The sequence below is a fragment of the Psychrobacter piscatorii genome, assembly GCF_043641605.1.
GTDB classification, from domain to species: Bacteria; Pseudomonadota; Gammaproteobacteria; order Pseudomonadales; family Moraxellaceae; genus Psychrobacter; species Psychrobacter piscatorii_C.
Genome location: NZ_JBHZRK010000001.1, coordinates 183,456 through 199,817, shown reverse-complemented (window position 1 = coordinate 199,817; position 16,362 = coordinate 183,456). Strand labels below are relative to the sequence as shown.

Sequence of the window (16,362 nt, the reverse complement as noted above, 5' to 3'; positions counted from 1 at the left end):
TGATTATTAAATCTACTTACAAGATAAAAATGCTCAATCAAATATGATTATTTAACATCAAATCTGTCTACGACTGCCTGCCATATCCGCGTGCTCACCTCATCAGTACTGCCTGACGCATCGATACGCTGTATACGCTCAGGATGCGAGCTTGCAAGCCGACTAAAACCGGTATGTACCCAAGTGAAGAAATCCATCGCTTGCTGCTCAAAGCGATCTGCTGCGCTGCGCTTATTGGCGCGAGCCATGCCTTCTGCTACTGGCAAATCAAGCCATAAAGTTAGCTCAGGTAATTGGGTCACAAACTGCTCGATCAGCGTCTCAATTTTGGTCAGCATCGCTTTATCGCCATGTCCGCGTCCAAAACCCTGATACGCAATAGTAGAGTCCGTAAACCGATCACAGATTACCCATATGCCGCGTTGTAGCGCAGGCAGGATGACTTGCTGCATATGATCACAGCGCGCCGCAAACAATAGCAAAAGCTCTGTATCATCCTCAATTTCAGTTGCAGGGTCTAACAATATATCACGCAGTCGCTCAGCAAACGGACTACCACCCGGCTCGCGAGTACGAAGGTATTGAATACCATTTTTCTCTAGTTGCAAGCAGAGCTGCTCAATCGCCGTGGTTTTCCCAACGCCTTCCGTTCCTTCAAAACTAATAAACCGCCCTACAGTAGGTGCGTTCGTCGTTTGCGAAGCATTTGATTCCGGTAGAGTGGACGATACTGTACTCGTCTGTGCGGATGGCGCGTTGGTCTGTATAGGTACTGACATGATATGACCTTATGTCATTGATGAGCGCTATCGTTAGATTATAGCGCTCAATAAACGATAAGTTTTATAAGAGATAAAGAAAGTGCTTTATTGCGGCGGTGTTTGAGATTTTTTCTCACGCATGACGCTCAGATAGTCTTTTACCGCTTGATTGTGCTCAGCCAAGCTATTGGTAAATTTGTGTCCGCCATTACCGGTTGCCACAAAATATAGTGCATCGCTATCGGCAGGATGCAAGGTGGCTTCGATAGACGCAGCAGATGGCAGCGCGATTGGCGTTGGCGGTAAACCATCAATCTGATAGGTATTATAAGACGTTTTTTCATCGATGTCTTTGCGGCGGATATTACCATCGTAACGGCTACCCATACCATAAATGATGGTCGGGTCGGTCTGCATACGCATGTTTTTAACCAGGCGATTTCTAAACACGGCAGAGACTAGCGGACGCTCTTCTGGTACGCTGGTTTCTTTTTCGATGATAGATGCCATTACTAGTGCTTCGTAAGGGCTATTATAAGGTAGGTCAGGCGCGCGATTTTCCCACGCATCAGTCAGCGCTTTTTGCTGGCGTTTATATAGATCAGTGAGCACTTTTTTATCGCTCGTCCCTTCACCATAATAATAAGTATCAGGCGCAAACCACCCTTCAAGATTATGATTGACGATAGGATCACTGCTGTTGGTCACACTATCTGGCAATATACCAGCCAAATCTAACGCTTGTGCAATGCTGGCATTATCGCTGTCTGCGGTCAGCACTTCTTTTTCGATATTGTTATTGTCACGCAGCGCTTGATAAAGGTCTTTTGAGGTTTTGCCTTCGATGATTTGCACCTTTACCATGGCTGCTTTTGCGCCCTGCTCTAGCACTTGCAGAGCCTCAGCCATGGTTGGATTTTCCGGTAATTGATAGATACCTGCATGCAAAGGCGCATCAACTTGCGACTTGATATATAGCTTGGCTACGCTGGCCGAGAACAGCGGAATCTGATTTTGCCACTGCGGCAATAGGCCATAATAAGTCTGACCTTGCTCAATCGTGACCATTTGCTGCGGCTGCTCGATACGACCAAATAAGGTCTGATAAACCATGACTAAGAAAAACGCAGCGATGAGCCCTAGTACCAGCAATACCTGATAACCGCGCTGCATAAAAAACGAGGGATTGTTGACTTTATATTGACGCGGTTTGCTGTTGCCACTGATCAGCGAGACATTGGTTGCTGGCGTGTCTTCCACCCTATCTACCACTGGTTGCGCGTCCGGTAGCGTGGTGTCTACACGCTCCTCGACTGTGCCGTCTTGCTTATTCGATGGCGACTCATTGGGACGTTCAGGTGGTGTATTGGGGGTGGGCTTGCTCATGGCAACTCGCGAGGCAGATGTTTGCTAGAATTTAGCACTGAACCGTACGATTTTCAATGGTATTTGCTTAGCTTATGCATTAACTTGGTCTATACACTGATTTATTTGGCTCAATATTCCCACCTTTTACTGGTATTTTTATCACTGTCCATCAACGTTGACACTTTATTATGAATCTACATTTTGACCGAAGACTCGCTACAAACTATCGCTCTAAATCACAGATTATTCGTGTTCTCAGTGAAGCATGGGTGACGGAAAATGGTTACTGTCCTAATTGTAGCGAGCAGCCTTTGACCGAATTTGCTAATGGTCAACCGGTCGCTGATTTTTACTGCGCGCATTGTAATGAGCAATATGAGCTAAAAAGTAAAAAAGCCAAACTAAGCAATATCGTTAATGATGGCGCTTACACGACGATGATTGAGCGTATCAATAGTGATGACAATCCCAGTTTCTTCTTTTTGACCTACTCAAAAGCATACGCCGTTAATAACTTTCTGATTATTCCCAAGCAGTTTTTTACCCCTGATATTATCATTAAGCGCAAACCATTATCAGTGACTGCCAAACGCGCAGGTTGGGTGGGTTGTAATATCGACTTACGCCAAGTACCAGAGTCGGGCAAAGTGTTTTTGGTCAAAGACCAACAAGTGATACCTCGTGAAAATGTCACTCAACAGTTCCAAAAGACTCTATTTTTACGTAAGCAATCTATAGCTTCACGCGGTTGGACACTCGATGTTTGGCAATGTATCGATCGACTTGATACTCATTTTTCTCTCAATCAAGTTTATGCTTTTGCTGATGAGTTACAGCTCAAGCATCCTGAAAACAATCATGTGAAAGATAAAATCCGCCAACAATTACAGATATTACGAGATAAAGGCATTATTGAATTTGTAAGCCGTGGTCGTTATCGAAAGTTATACTAAGAACAATTATCATCCCATAATGGCAAACCTTTGGCAGCAACCAAACGACCGTAAAACTTGTGAGGAGGATAATCTAGCTCTAGCTCATCATTTACTTTGAAAAAGTGTTTCACATTGCCATCGAGACAGGTATAAGCTCGATTTTTTAACTGTTTATTCCAGCTCATTAACAGCCCTAACGGAGTGCGAGAAGCTTTAGTAAAAGCTTGTCTTTCGGTTGTGATTGCACACATCACAGTCTCTTCATGAAACTGCTTATCTATGCCTTGTTCAATGACTTCTTGACGGGTATGCGCATACTTAAACACACTTCCAAACGCTGTGTATTTTTTATCTTTCTTAGAATAGACAATACTAAATGCTATCTGTGAATAGCAAGGTAAGTGAATTACTTCATCAGGATTTTCTTTTGCTACACAGCAAACTTTATTAAATATCATCAATCTACGAACTTGTAGTGGAATTCGTTGCTCTTTATATACCGAACGCATGCGATATTGTCCTTTTAAAAATTTCCATTGAGAAAGGATCATTGATCGATTTGCTTTATGGCACAAGTCTGCGTAACAAAAGACGATCACTTCTTTTGAATGCTTTTGCTAATCTAGCCAGCATAGATAACGAAAGTAGCTTTTCAATATTGAGATTCACTATGATAAGAACAAATGAAAAAGTGTCACAGACCTTTCAAATTGAAATTGTTGAAACACTAAGCAATATCGTGGAGGTCATCGCAGAAGATAAGCAAAGTGCGCTTTTGAAAGCGCAAGAGATGTATAGAAATGAGCAAGTAGTTTTATATCCAGATGATTTTATTGATACTAAATTTGTTGTTTTTCAATAACAACTAAACGAATTTAAAATCCACAATATCACCTGACAATAGCGTCAAACTACTCATAGGCATGATGCCGCGCAGTGCATTACAAAAGAATAATTGCGTCAACCTAGGCAAATCCTCATCTGATAACGACCGTATCACCACTGGATACTCTGTCGTGGATAAAGCATCAATAATCACCTGCCGCATCACACCAGCAACGCCCGATTTATCCATGGAAGGGGTATACCATTGACCTGTTGTTAGATAGTTCTCATGATTGTTATCAACACCTTCGTGGCCACTAGAGTGCGTTTCAGATTCGCATAAAGGCTCATCTGCAAACTGATAGAACACATTGCTCATCGTACCTTCAACCCAGTGACCACTCATATCACGTAGCAGCCCTTCACTGAGGCTCTTTGCAACGTTAGAGGCCAATGGCTCAGCTTTTATGCGCTGTAGCTCGCCACTGGCAAGGACATTATCTAGGCGGCTCAAGCTTTTGAGTCCTGCCAGCGATGGCGGCAGGCAGGCAATCTGTGAAGATAAGCATATCGCCGAGGCATTCGGCTGCATGGGTACTAGATTGCCATCAGGTAATGACAGTTGCACAGCCGTGGAGACTCTCATAACAGTCGGTTTTAGCCATATCTCACAAGCGCTTCCTGATTCACTTGGTACATAGCCATAACCGCGAATGTCTTGTGCGGCGCGAGTCACCACGAGCTTGAGCATGCCCTGCTCTAGCTGCTGGGCATACATTTTTAATACTACCAGTAGTTCCTCGCAGTCTATATCTAACTGCAAGGCGTCAGCGTGGGAGATGAGCCGCTGATAATGATAGTCTGCCCATAGTATGAGCCCGTCCAGCACACCCATGGTCGTAAAAAATCCATCCGCATAGGCCAATCCGCGGTTGTCTGGCGACAGTGTCACTGCTTCGCTGGTTGCCGTATCATCTTGTGGATATAGGCAGACCCAACGGTTAGGCAGTGACCTCATATCTATCATCGCTTAGCTATTGTCTGTTTGGGCAGCGGATTTATTGATGACTAGCATACAGCTATAAAACTCACATTTTGCCAGTTCTACTTTCTGTCCGCCAATGACTCTGTTTTTGATGATTTGGTTACTGAGCATATCAGCGACCATTTTGCCGCCTTCATCACCCATCAGTCGGCGCGACAGTTGGTAGGCTTTTTTGGCATGGTCTTGGCTCAACTCTTTTTCTTTATCAGAATCGGTCGGATTGGCATAATACCAGCCAAGCTCAAGGTATTTTTCGGAGTCGATAATATCCAGATAAGGCGCATCCGTCTTCATAAAACGATATTTGGTGGCAGGATTACTGGCATAATCTAGGCTATTTTCATCCGTACTTACTACTTTACCAAATGCTGACTTGATACCATCTGACTCATCGGTACTAAGCGGCTCGCCCTTGTCAGCGTTCCATGCCGAGACATCGTATTTTACTGGTGTACCTTGTTGGGCGGTCGCGCCATCTAGATCAGGATTATCTATAGCGCTATCCTGTACAGAGGTATCCGTCACAGTCTGCTCACTACTCTCAGCGTTTGTCTCTGGATTTTGAGCATCCTCTTTGGTGCTATCACAGCCGCCAAGCGTCACACTAACTGCCATTATCGTACCGACTAGAAGAGTCTGAAGGTTATGATTCCACATGGATAATTTACTCACACTTTTAGATTGATCTTAAAAGAATATTAACGAGCTGGCCCAGAAGCCACCGATAACAAAGGGTTTTTTAATAAAAAATGTATTTAATAAAAGTTATAACCTAACAGCCATTAGAGCATATTATACTAATTAACATATAATCGATAGTTTACCCAACTGCTCGGCGCTTGACTACCTTTTAGGTTACGCATAACGCTCCCAGAGGGTACAGATTTGTTAAAGATATCACTCATCAAACCCTGCCCGATACAAGGCTTATGAAGTGAGCCATTGGTTTGTCAATCATCATTTTATCGCTTATGATAAATGACCGTAAGCGATGCATTTTTGATGATGTGTTGCCTCTTTTAGCCAATGGACCCTTTATGACTCAACACTTCATCGTTATTGGCAATCCGATTGCCCACAGCAAATCCCCTGAAATTCATGAGCAATTTGCATTACAGGCGGGTATTGATATTCGCTACCAGCGCCAGTACTGTACTGACGATGCTGCCAGTTTTACGGCGGTCATTGAGGCGTTTTTTCATGGTGGTGGTGTGGGTGCTAACGTGACCGTACCTTTTAAGCAAGTCGCTTATGACTGCTGTGCGGCGCGCGGCGGCTTATCAGAACATGCCGAAACAGCAGGCGCGGTCAATACCCTTATGATAGATGAGGCGCTACTACAACAAGGCGCGTCGATAAAAGAGGCCATATACGGCGATAATACGGACGGACAAGGGCTCGTCAATCACATAATAAGCTTAGGTTGGCCACTGGACGGTGCTCGCGTTGCCCTTATTGGCGCAGGCGGCGCGGCGCGCGGTGTCATACTACCGCTGATTCAAGCAAATATTGGATCACTGACTATCGCCAATCGCACAGTGAGTAAAGCGGTAGATTTGGTGGACGAGCTGAGTGCAGCAAGCTCAGTCATTGCAGCGCAGCAGATCCAGACATGTGCCACCAAGGATTTGAGCGGCGACTTTGATATGATTATCAATGCCACCTCCATCGGCTTATCAGGCGATACACTGCCGCTGGATGATAATCTACATTGCCAATACGCTTATGACATGATGTATGGGCGCGACCTACCCTTTTTGCAGCATTTCGCGGCGCGTGATGCCCAAACGTCTGAAGGTTACGGCATGCTCATCGGACAAGCAGCATTGAGTTTCGAGCGCTGGACTGGTCATGAGATCGATGTCGCAAAAGCGACAGCCGCCTTGAGTCAAAATACTTAATGGAACTCTTAATCAGCAGCATCAAACTGCTGCTTATTATTCACTAAAGCGCAGCAGCCAATGCTCCAAACGCCGCAGTGGTACACGCAATCTTGTAGAATGTATCGCCAAACCACCGCTCAGACCAATCACACAACCGAGTGCCGTATCAATCATACGCGTATGAATGACATCTCCTGCCACTGGCGGCACCGGCATTGTGCTGCCATACTCCGCGATAAATATCGTCAACGGCGTAATAAAAATCACCGCCAGCCCATAATGCCGGTCGACAAACGACTCTATCAATAACATCATTGATAATATAGCCAAGGCGACACCCCACATCGATAGTCCCCAAGACAGCATCCAACTTGCAACCACCATACCAACCAACGTACCCAATATGCGATGCAATTGCTTGATCCACATGGTTCGTAGCTGTATGCCTTGAATAATAATAAAGCAGCTCATGGCGACCCAATATGGATAAGGCATGTTTAACAAAACTGCTATCACTAACGCCAGACTGATGAAACCTACGACAATGAGGCTATCACTGATCATATCTGGCTCATAATGATAACTGGGCGCAGGGGCAATAGGACGTGTGGCGAGCAAAAACAGTGTATACAATAGCGCCAATAACATCGAAGACCCGCTACCCAATAACACAAGCCCTATCGCTGAGAGCACTCGATCTAACGGGACAGGAATAAACAGCGCGATTGCACCAGCCATCAACACAAACAACCCTGCTGGTGGTGGCTGCTTATAATAACGACCCAACATCACCACGCTAAGCGCAACAAGCATAAAGACAGGCAGCCTGAGTATAGGCAATTGCTGCGCCATCAAACCCAGCGCAAAACTGAGTATCATGGCAAACCCCCAAGCCATCACTGTCACCAATCGATAAGGTAACCCGCCCACCAAGGGCAGGTTTAAAATAATCATTGACCCCAGCGACGCTTTGATTCCAGCAGATAAGTCACCAAAGTAAGCGCCCACGAATACTGGAAAACTGATCGCAATCGCAGCAACAATAGGCATATGCCATGGCCTTCGACTACGATTGACTGTCAGTAAATGCCCAAGCTCACCGTCAATGAGCAACTTAATACGCATCAAGAATGTGGTCAACCAAGAGGATTGTTTGTGAGATTTTGAGTCGCTCATAGATGGCCTTCCTTATTTATTATGTCTATTACTCTTCGGTCTTCTGCTTATCATCAATCATCTATAGCAGATAATTTTTGAGTACATCCAGCACATATATCAGCCACTTCATAAAACTAAAATTGATTAATTAAATTAAAAGTCATGAATAATAGTTATCAATTGTATATTTATTGGCCTATAAGATTTATAATCATATCAACGCAATAATAGCTGATGCTCAACAAGGACGTCATAAAGCCCTTCACAATGGACTCGCTGTTTATTACTAGCACTCATAACAACAGATATAGTATCTATCTCAATTAAAATAATGACACATCGCTGACATGACTTTTGACTCAAATACTGCGTCGCAAGTCCATGATAGTGAACCAACCAAAGAGAGCGATTATGTTAACTTACAAAGCACCTTTACGTGACATCAAATTTTTGATTAATGATGTATTTGATTACCAAACGCATTATAAGAGCCTAGACAATGGCGAAAATGCAGATCCTGAAACGATTGACATGATCCTACAAGGCATGGCTGACTTTTCTGAAAACGTCCTCGCTCCTATCTATCAGTCAGGCGATGAAGAAGGCTGTCATTTTGAAAATGGCGAAGTCACCACGCCAAAAGGCTTTAAAGAAGCTTACAACCAGTTTGTAGAAGGCGGCTGGCAAGGTATCTCGTATCCTGAAGAATACGGCGGGATGAACTTACCGACGTCAATCAACCTAATCAAAGCTGAAATGATCGGTACTGCTAACTGGCCATGGGCGATGTACTCTGGCCTATCAACCGGTTGTATCAACACGCTACTCCAATACGGTACGGATGAGCAAAAAGCCCTGTATCTACCGAAGTTGGTCGAAGGCTCGTGGGCAGGTACGATGTGTTTGACCGAGCCACAGTGTGGTACAGATTTAGGCCAAGTAAAATCAAAAGCCATCCCGCAGGATGACGGTACCTATAAAATCAGTGGTACCAAAATCTTTATCTCAAGCGGTGAGCATGATTTAACAGACAATATTATTCATATTGTCCTAGCACGTCTACCAAATGCCCCAGAAGGCACACGCGGTATCTCGCTATTTATCGTACCGAAATTCACGCCGAATGCTGAAGGCGAGTCTGGCGAGCGCAATGCCGTTGTCTGCGGTTCAATCGAGCATAAAATGGGTATCAGCGCCTCTTCTACCTGTGTGTTGAACTTCGATGGTGCTACTGGCTACCTAATTGGCGAACCGCACAAAGGCCTAAAAGCGATGTTCACCTTTATGAACACTGCTCGTATTGGTACTGGTATCCAAGGTTTGGCGCACACTGAGCTGTCTTTCCAAAACGCGCTGCCGTATGCCAAAGAACGTCGTTCTATGCGTACGCTATCTGGTACTAAAGATCCTGAAAAAGTAGCTGATGCTATCATTCATCATGCTGACGTACGCCGTATGCTATTGACGCAAAAAGCCTTTGCTGAAGGCGGCCGCTCAATGATTTATCACTCAGCGCGCTATGCCGACAAAATGGCACAGGGTATCGTCAATGGTGATGATGAAGAGTTCGAAAAATGGGATGACAAGCTCGGTTTCTACACGCCAATCCTAAAAGGTTTCTTGACTGAATTAGGTATTGAAGCGGCCAAACACGGTCAGCAAATCTATGGTGGTCACGGCTACATCAAAGAATGGGGCATGGAGCTGATCGCTCGTGATGCACGTATCGCAACCATGTACGAAGGTACGACTGGCGTACAGGCATTGGATCTATTAGGCCGTAAAGTTATTTTGCAATCTAAAGGTAAAATCATCCGCGACTATACCTCAAGCATCATGAAATGGTGCGGCGAGTATGCCCTTGATAAAGACATGCGTAAATTCGTTTGGGCACTCACCAAGCTGTGCGCTGAATGGAACACATTGACAGTACGCTTGATGCTAATGGCTCGCAAAGACCGTGAAATCATTTCAGCCGCATCAGATGACTTCTTGATGTACTCAGGTTACGTCATGATGGGCTACCACTGGGCACGTATGGCAGCAGTCGCTTATGACAAGCTGGAAAATGGTGGCACAGAAGCACAAGAGTTCTACAAAGCGAAAATTCAAACAGCTGAATTCTACTTTGACAAGCTGCTACCACGTACCTCGGGACATGCTGAAGCCATGGTCGCACCAAGCAATAGCATGACAGAGATGGACATCGAAAACTTTGCTTTTCTAGACTAACACTGCATCAATAACCCATAAAAAAGCGCCTATCATTTAGGCGCTTTTTTGTGTTTAACTGACCGTATTATGATTAAAGACTATCAAAAGCAACCTGTAATTTAGGAGTACATAATGATTCTACCTAACGATAAAAACGCGGCTTTAGCTGCTCAATATATACGAGCCTTAGTCATTAGTACTACGTTCGTCAGTATTGGTATCAGCAGTGCAGTTGCCAAAAATAGCGATACCCCTATTCAATTTGCAAAAGGTGCCATTACTAGTACAACAACGGGGAAGCTCAGTCCCAATGAAAATGAGCATTGGTATCGTTTCGATGCTGCAATTCAGCAATATGCCGTTATTAACATCTCGCCACTTGCAGGCACGCCCGAGACTGCTAACGTCGGTGTTTTGCACATGCCGAATGGTACCCAAGATGGCACCAAAGGCGGTATCATTTATCAAGGCTGCTTGCCTACAACGGGAAAATACCGTTTGCGTATCGCACGTAACCTGATGGCAACGCAAGGCAAAACGGCTGGCTATAAAGTTGAGGTCATGATACTACCAAAGTATGCCAGCGAGTCCTTATGCAAGCCCGCTTAACCATAGACGTCTAACGCCTTCAAACGACAGCCTTCAAACTATAAAATTCAAACTAGAATAAGTCGCTTTGGAAGAGGTTAAAGCGTTTAACATTAACTACCCAGCATCTTCTTATGATAGACCGCACTAATCTCTTCGACTTCTACACATATTTGCAGTGCCGCGCGACCTGATTGCTCGTCTCCGATCTTTTCTTCGATGGTAGCGACCAGTAGCTCAGCCAGCTGGTTTTGAGTCTCTATATCGCGGCCGCTCATCAGTTTTAGATTGGCATAGATAAAGCCGTTCGCTTGCTCATCATCTTCCACGCCCACCAAAAACGTCTCAATAGGTAAGATACGTGTTTTGATTTCAGCAAGCTGTTTAAACAGCCCACTGTCCCATAGTGCTTTGTTGAGCGACTTTAGCAATGATTCTTCGTGAGGGATACTGACGTTGGGCGTGGCTTGAATGGTTAAATGCGGCATGATTATGTCCTTAAATATAAAAAGTAATAGATAATCTGGCTGATAAGTCTACGCGGTATCTTTAGCCACCGTAAAACCTTTATGCATATTATTCGTCAGTAATCGCACTAAAATGCGCATCAAGTGTCTTGGCTAATTGCGCTGGTGGCAATTCAATCTCTAAGCCGCGACGACCGCCACTGACATAGACCGTTGTCTGATCTTGCGCACTGCTATCTATGACTGTTTTCAGGCGCTTTTTTTGCCCCAGTGGACTGACGCCGCCCAACACATAACCGGTACTACGCTCTACTTGCTTGGGATCCGCCATTTGTACTTTTTTGCAGGATAGCAATTTATTCGCAGATAATGCTTTTGCCATTTTTTTAAAATTGAGGGTTTTATCTACTGGCAATATCGCAACCGCAAGGTCGCCAGTATCAGTCGACACCACCAAAGTTTTGAACACTTGTGTTACTGCTACGCCAAGCTTTTCTGCAGCTTCTAAACCAAAAGAGGCCGCATGACTGTCATGCGTGTATTCGTGTATGCGGTAATCAAGACCGCGTTTTTTGGCAAGATCGATAGCTGGCGTCATAATATTTCGGCTTAATAAAATAGAACTGAAGAATAGGCGTCATACGGATTAGATAGACATTGCAACAATGTATTATTACGCCAAATATCGTAACTTTCAAATACTTGACCGTTTTATATCATTGCTCGCTTACTAGTGAGTAACCCAATAGTATTAATATTAGCAGTATATACAGACACTATATATCGCTTTGGTGGCTTTTATGGCATCATAAGCGCAACATATTTGACTATTTTTGATACTGATTATGATACCGAAGTTCCTAAAAAAACGGATTTTTAAAGCGCCTGTCAGCACTGACCGCACTTCTGAAACTGACGCGGGTCCAATCGTCACCAAGCCATATTCCAATGCTCCGATCAATCAGCTGTATCGTAAGCTATCGGGGCAGCTACTCGACGTTGCTGTCAAACCGAAATTACTGGGTGAATTGCCTGATTTTGATAGCGACGATCAAGTACTCAGGTTTTATGTGCTACAGGATTATTCTCGCTCCAACAGTATTTTGATCGACTTGCAGACGCAAGAGCATAACTTGCCGCCTGCATTGGTTGGGGTCAATGACGCGGCTCACAATATCAAAGAAAACGCAGCCATCATATTTTTGAATCACCCAAGTGCCAAAGATAATCAGTTGTCTCCGCGCCTGTCGCGCTTAGTCTCTGCGGTATTGCAATATCCAGAGCTAAAGGTACGCCTAGTACCCGTATCTATCCTGTGGGGACGCGCCCCTGAAAAAGAAGACTCGCTATTTAAACTATTAACCGCTGACAATTGGCAAGACCCGAGTATCAGCAAGCAGTTGTTTAATATAGGCGTGATGGGCCGCGATACCTTTGTACAATTCCACCCACCCCAAGATTTGCGTACTATCATCAATGATAGCCTCAAAGGTGAAAGCGCGGGCCCTAATGTTTTTGATTCGGTTTTTGAGGATTCAATTGCTAAAAACTCAACTGCTTTAGACTCACAAGATACTGAGTCAACAACAACGGATAACGATGTCAAAACTGATGCTGAAAAATCACCCAGCTATACGCTCGTGGCGGCCGCTGATGGTAATCGTGAACTCGTGCGGATGCTACAGCAGCAACTGACGATTTATTTAGACAAACAGCGCGCCAGTATGCTGGGCCCTGATTTGTCAGATAGACGCAATCTGGTTGACAAACTGGTCTACTCGCCAGCGATTAAGCACGCAATAGAGCTAGAAGCTGCGGAAAAAGGCACCAGCGTACGCGACGCTCGTAGTCAAGCGCGAGGATATGCCAACGAGATGGTGAATGACTATTCTCATTCCATTATTCGTGGGTTTTATAAGTTTCTAACGTGGTTATGGACGCAATTATACGATGGTGTCGAAGTCCATCATTTTGAGCGTGTACGCGATCTAGCAACCGATTACGAACTGATTTATGTGCCGTGCCATCGCAGTCATGTCGATTATCTATTGCTGTCTTATGTCATCTACAAGCGCGGCTTGAGCATTCCTTACATTGCGGCAGGCGACAATTTAGATGTGCCTGTATTAGGGCCGTTATTGCGCGGCGCTGTCGCTTTTTATATTCGTCGTAGCTTCCGCGGCAATGCCCTTTATACTGCCGTATTGCGCGAATATATGCACACCCTTATCACGCGCAACACGCCGATCGAGTACTTTATTGAAGGTGGTCGTTCACGTTCAGGTCGCCTGCTACCACCCAAGATGGGTATGCTGGCGATGACCGTACATAGCCAGTTACGCCAAACCAATAAGCCTGTGGTGTTCATTCCAACCTATATTGGTTATGAGCGTATTATGGAAGGCGGCACTTATATTGGTGAGTTAAAGGGCAAACCAAAAGAGTCAGAATCGTTGATTGGGCTACTCAAGGTTGGTCGTAAAATTGAGCGTATTTTTGGTAATGTACATCTAAGTTTTGGTACACCGCTGCATCTTAGCGATTTTATGACAAAATTCGATGTCCCGGCCAACAGCTTACCATCTGATCGCACCGACTCCCCGCTCGATGAAAAAGCCAGTGCCATGGTCGATAACATCGGTGTAAAAGTCATGCAGCACATCAATAAAGCTGCCGTGATAACGCCTGTGTCGCTGCTATCATTGGTACTACTATCCGCACCGAAAGCGGCACTGGATGAAAACAGTTGCCGTGAGCAAATCGCTTTGTACCAAGGGCTAGCGCAGCAGCTTCCTTATGCAGATGACACTGTCATCACGGATATGACGCCGCAAGAAATCATTGATTATGGTATCAAGCTAAAGTTGATAGAGCGTACGCCGCACATCTTGGGCGATATCATTCAGGTCGCTGGCAAGCAAGCGGCATTGCTCAGCTACTTCCGCAATAATATTCTACACGTCTTTATCTTGCTGTCTTTCTTATCAGCACTAGTGGCACGTAATGGCCGTATCAAACGCAGTCGTCTAGATAGTATCGCTGAGCAGTTATACCCGTTCTTGCAAGGTGAGCTATTCTTATACTATCCAGCGCATGGTTTGGCTGAGACGCTCAATAAAAAAGTCGATAGCTTACTGTCTCATGGGTTGATTGTTGAGTTGGGTGATGACACGCTTAGTGTTCCTGAATCTAATAGCAAGTGCTATCAACAGCTACAAGTACTGGCGACACCCGTTGGACAGAGCCTTGAGCGTTATTTTATGACGCTTGCCCTACTCGCTCAGCAGGGTTCTGGTAATTTGACCGAAAGCGAGGTCGTTGACCTGTGCCATCTGCTTGGCCAGCGCTTGTCTGTACTGTATGCGGATGATATTCCTGACTTCTTTGATCGCGCATTGTTTACTAGCTTTATCAGCGCTTTGACTCGTCTTGACTATCTACAAAAAGATGATGAAACGGGTATATTGACCTTTGACCATCGTATCAATGACATCGCCAGTCATGCCAAATATGTGCTGACGCCTGATATGATGCAAATCTTGCAGCAAGTCGCAAGTTTAAACGAAGAAGAAATCACTCACGCCATTACTGAGATTAGTAATAAAAAGCAGCGTAAATTTGGGCGTAAGCGTTAATCGTTAGTCATTTCTCATGACTTTTAAACAACTAAGCCAAAAAAAAGACCGCTAATGATTAGCGGTCTTTTTTTGTTTGGCTTCTTCTATAGATAAAGCTAGCATGCAAAATGCAATGCACTGACAAGAAAAATCATATACAAGCGTAGTTAGCCTCAACAAAAGTAGTTACAATTATTGTCAAGATATCTTTGATCAGCTATCTTTATGACGCACTGCTTCATTCTAAAATCATGATATTGACTACCGTATATTGATAATGGGCAGCCAGAAAAATAGCGCAGTTGCTGACACCGTCTGGCTTAGTTAAGCAGAATAAATACTATGCCCTGTGATAGAAAAAGAGAGGATTTATGAAAGCGGTTGTTTATGAGCGTTTTGGGGCCACACCCAAACTGATGCAGGTCGCAGATCCCACACCAGAAGCCGATGATGTGGTAATCAAAGTGGAAGCGACTGGCGTTTGCCGTAGTGACTGGCATGGCTGGATGGGACATGATCCTGATATCGAGCTGCCACATGTACCCGGTCATGAGTTTGCTGGTGTCATTGCCGAAGTTGGCCGTAATGTCACGCGATTTAAGGTTGGCGAGCGAGTCACTGTTCCTTTTGTAAATGGTTGCGGCAGCTGTCATGAGTGTCATTCTGGCAATCATCAAGTGTGCGGTAACCAAACCCAACCGGGCTTTACCGATTGGGGCTCGTTCGCAGAGTACGTGGTGATCCATCATGCCGATGTCAATTTAGTCCATCTGCCTGAAACCATCGACTTTACCACCGCCGCCAGCCTTGGTTGCCGTTTTGTCACCTCATTTCGAGCAGTGGTGGATCAAGGTAAAGTGAGCGCGGGTCAGTGGGTCGCGGTACATGGCTGCGGCGGCGTTGGACTGTCTGCCATTATGATTGCCAATAGTTTGGGTGCCAATGTAATTGCGGTAGATATCGCCGATGACAAGCTGGCACTGGCCAAAGCGTTAGGCGCTTATGCCACCATCAATGCCAATACCGTGGCGAGTGTACCCGAAGCGATTTTGGAGCTGACCAAAGGCGGGGCACATGTGTCTTTAGACGCGCTGGGTCATCCGACCACTTGTATCAACTCGATTAAGAGTCTAAAAAAACGGGGTAAGCATGTCCAAGTCGGCCTACTATTAGCTGAGCAAGCGACACCGCCCATCCCAATGGACCGAGTCATTGCTAATGAGCTAGAAATCATTGGCAGCCACGGTATGCAGGCGTTTCGTTATGATGCCATGCTACCGATGATTGCCACAGGCAAGCTTGCACCCGAAAAGCTATTGGGCCGCGAAATCAGCTTAGCAGAATCTATCGAGGCGCTGATGTCGATGGAGCACAATACTGTACCTGGGGTGACGGTAGTGACCAGCTTTTAGGTGGCTGTTATTCAATGATCTGCAAAGAAAGTCTGCTATTTCTTCTTTAAAGAATAGATGCATGGCGTCTCAGCTCGTATGCTTATTTA

General features: G+C 45.0%; 15 protein-coding genes. 7 read left to right on the top strand and 8 right to left on the bottom strand.

The features are described from left to right. Nucleotides 1-47: 47 nt before the first annotated feature. Together tmk and mltG are read right to left on the bottom strand one after the other, a co-directional pair. Nucleotides 48-779, bottom strand: a complete 732-nt coding sequence (gene tmk / locus ACHUET_RS00895) for a dTMP kinase (RefSeq protein WP_394209901.1) — start codon at nt 777-779, stop codon at nt 48-50. Nucleotides 780-866: 87 nt separating this feature from the next. Continuing rightward, complete coding sequence (gene mltG / locus ACHUET_RS00890; protein ID WP_394209899.1) at nt 867-2,147, bottom strand: endolytic transglycosylase MltG; 1,281 nt, start codon at nt 2,145-2,147, stop codon at nt 867-869. A gap of 170 nt (nt 2,148-2,317) precedes the next feature. On the opposite strand from mltG, the gene ACHUET_RS00885 reads away from it, so the two are divergent. Beyond that, on the top strand, nt 2,318-3,082 hold the full coding sequence (locus ACHUET_RS00885; RefSeq protein WP_394209897.1) for a DpnI domain-containing protein: 765 nt from the start codon (nt 2,318-2,320) through the stop codon (nt 3,080-3,082). On the opposite strand, the gene ACHUET_RS00880 is transcribed toward ACHUET_RS00885, so the two are convergent. Continuing rightward, nucleotides 3,079-3,573, bottom strand: coding sequence for a hypothetical protein (locus ACHUET_RS00880; protein ID WP_394209896.1), 495 nt, complete (start codon nt 3,571-3,573; stop codon nt 3,079-3,081). The two genes, ACHUET_RS00885 and ACHUET_RS00880, sit on opposite strands and share 4 nt — an antisense overlap. Before the next feature lie 95 nt (nt 3,574-3,668). On the opposite strand from ACHUET_RS00880, the gene ACHUET_RS00875 reads away from it, so the two are divergent. Continuing rightward, nucleotides 3,669-3,926: a DpnD/PcfM family protein gene (locus ACHUET_RS00875; RefSeq protein WP_394209894.1), complete on the top strand. Its 258-nt coding sequence runs from the start codon at nt 3,669-3,671 to the stop codon at nt 3,924-3,926. A 3-nt stretch (nt 3,927-3,929) separates the two neighbouring features. Here ACHUET_RS00875 and ACHUET_RS00870 read toward each other — a convergent pair whose 3' ends face one another. Continuing rightward, complete coding sequence (locus ACHUET_RS00870; RefSeq protein ID WP_394209893.1) at nt 3,930-4,907, bottom strand: aminotransferase class IV; 978 nt, start codon at nt 4,905-4,907, stop codon at nt 3,930-3,932. Nucleotides 4,908-4,919: 12 nt separating this feature from the next. Then, nucleotides 4,920-5,606 (bottom strand): hypothetical protein, encoded by a 687-nt coding sequence (locus ACHUET_RS00865; protein ID WP_394209891.1) that lies wholly within the window; start codon nt 5,604-5,606, stop codon nt 4,920-4,922. Between the two features lie 365 nt (nt 5,607-5,971). Between ACHUET_RS00865 and aroE the strand changes: the two genes are divergently transcribed. Then, entirely contained in the window at nt 5,972-6,835 is an 864-nt protein-coding gene (gene aroE, locus ACHUET_RS00860; protein ID WP_394209889.1) for a shikimate dehydrogenase, read from the top strand. Nucleotides 6,836-6,871: 36 nt separating this feature from the next. Here the strand turns inward: aroE and ACHUET_RS00855 are convergent, their stop codons facing one another. Next, the gene (locus tag ACHUET_RS00855) at nt 6,872-7,993 is read right to left on the bottom strand and encodes an FUSC family protein (protein WP_394209887.1); all 1,122 of its coding nucleotides are present in this window, start codon (nt 7,991-7,993) and stop codon (nt 6,872-6,874) included. Between the two features lie 393 nt (nt 7,994-8,386). On the opposite strand from ACHUET_RS00855, the gene ACHUET_RS00850 reads away from it, so the two are divergent. Beyond that, complete coding sequence (locus tag ACHUET_RS00850; RefSeq protein WP_394209885.1) at nt 8,387-10,207, top strand: acyl-CoA dehydrogenase C-terminal domain-containing protein; 1,821 nt, start codon at nt 8,387-8,389, stop codon at nt 10,205-10,207. A gap of 114 nt (nt 10,208-10,321) precedes the next feature. Beyond that, complete coding sequence (locus tag ACHUET_RS00845; protein ID WP_394209883.1) at nt 10,322-10,798, top strand: hypothetical protein; 477 nt, start codon at nt 10,322-10,324, stop codon at nt 10,796-10,798. Between the two features lie 92 nt (nt 10,799-10,890). On the opposite strand, the gene ACHUET_RS00840 is transcribed toward ACHUET_RS00845, so the two are convergent. Together ACHUET_RS00840 and ybaK are read right to left on the bottom strand one after the other, a co-directional pair. Then, nucleotides 10,891-11,265 carry a 5-carboxymethyl-2-hydroxymuconate Delta-isomerase gene (locus ACHUET_RS00840; RefSeq protein WP_394209881.1) on the bottom strand — a complete coding sequence of 125 codons (375 nt, stop codon included), beginning with the start codon at nt 11,263-11,265 and terminating at the stop codon, nt 10,891-10,893. Between the two features lie 88 nt (nt 11,266-11,353). Further along, the gene (gene ybaK / locus ACHUET_RS00835) at nt 11,354-11,842 is read right to left on the bottom strand and encodes a Cys-tRNA(Pro) deacylase (protein WP_394209879.1); all 489 of its coding nucleotides are present in this window, start codon (nt 11,840-11,842) and stop codon (nt 11,354-11,356) included. A 247-nt stretch (nt 11,843-12,089) separates the two neighbouring features. Here ybaK and plsB point away from each other — a divergent pair, with 247 nt between their 5' ends. Then, entirely contained in the window at nt 12,090-14,879 is a 2,790-nt protein-coding gene (plsB, locus tag ACHUET_RS00830; protein ID WP_394209877.1) for a glycerol-3-phosphate 1-O-acyltransferase PlsB, read from the top strand. Nucleotides 14,880-15,232: 353 nt separating this feature from the next. Continuing rightward, a complete protein-coding gene (locus ACHUET_RS00825) occupies nt 15,233-16,273 on the top strand; it encodes a zinc-dependent alcohol dehydrogenase family protein (RefSeq protein ID WP_394209875.1) in 1,041 nt (346 codons plus the stop codon). Nucleotides 16,274-16,362 lie beyond the last annotated feature (89 nt).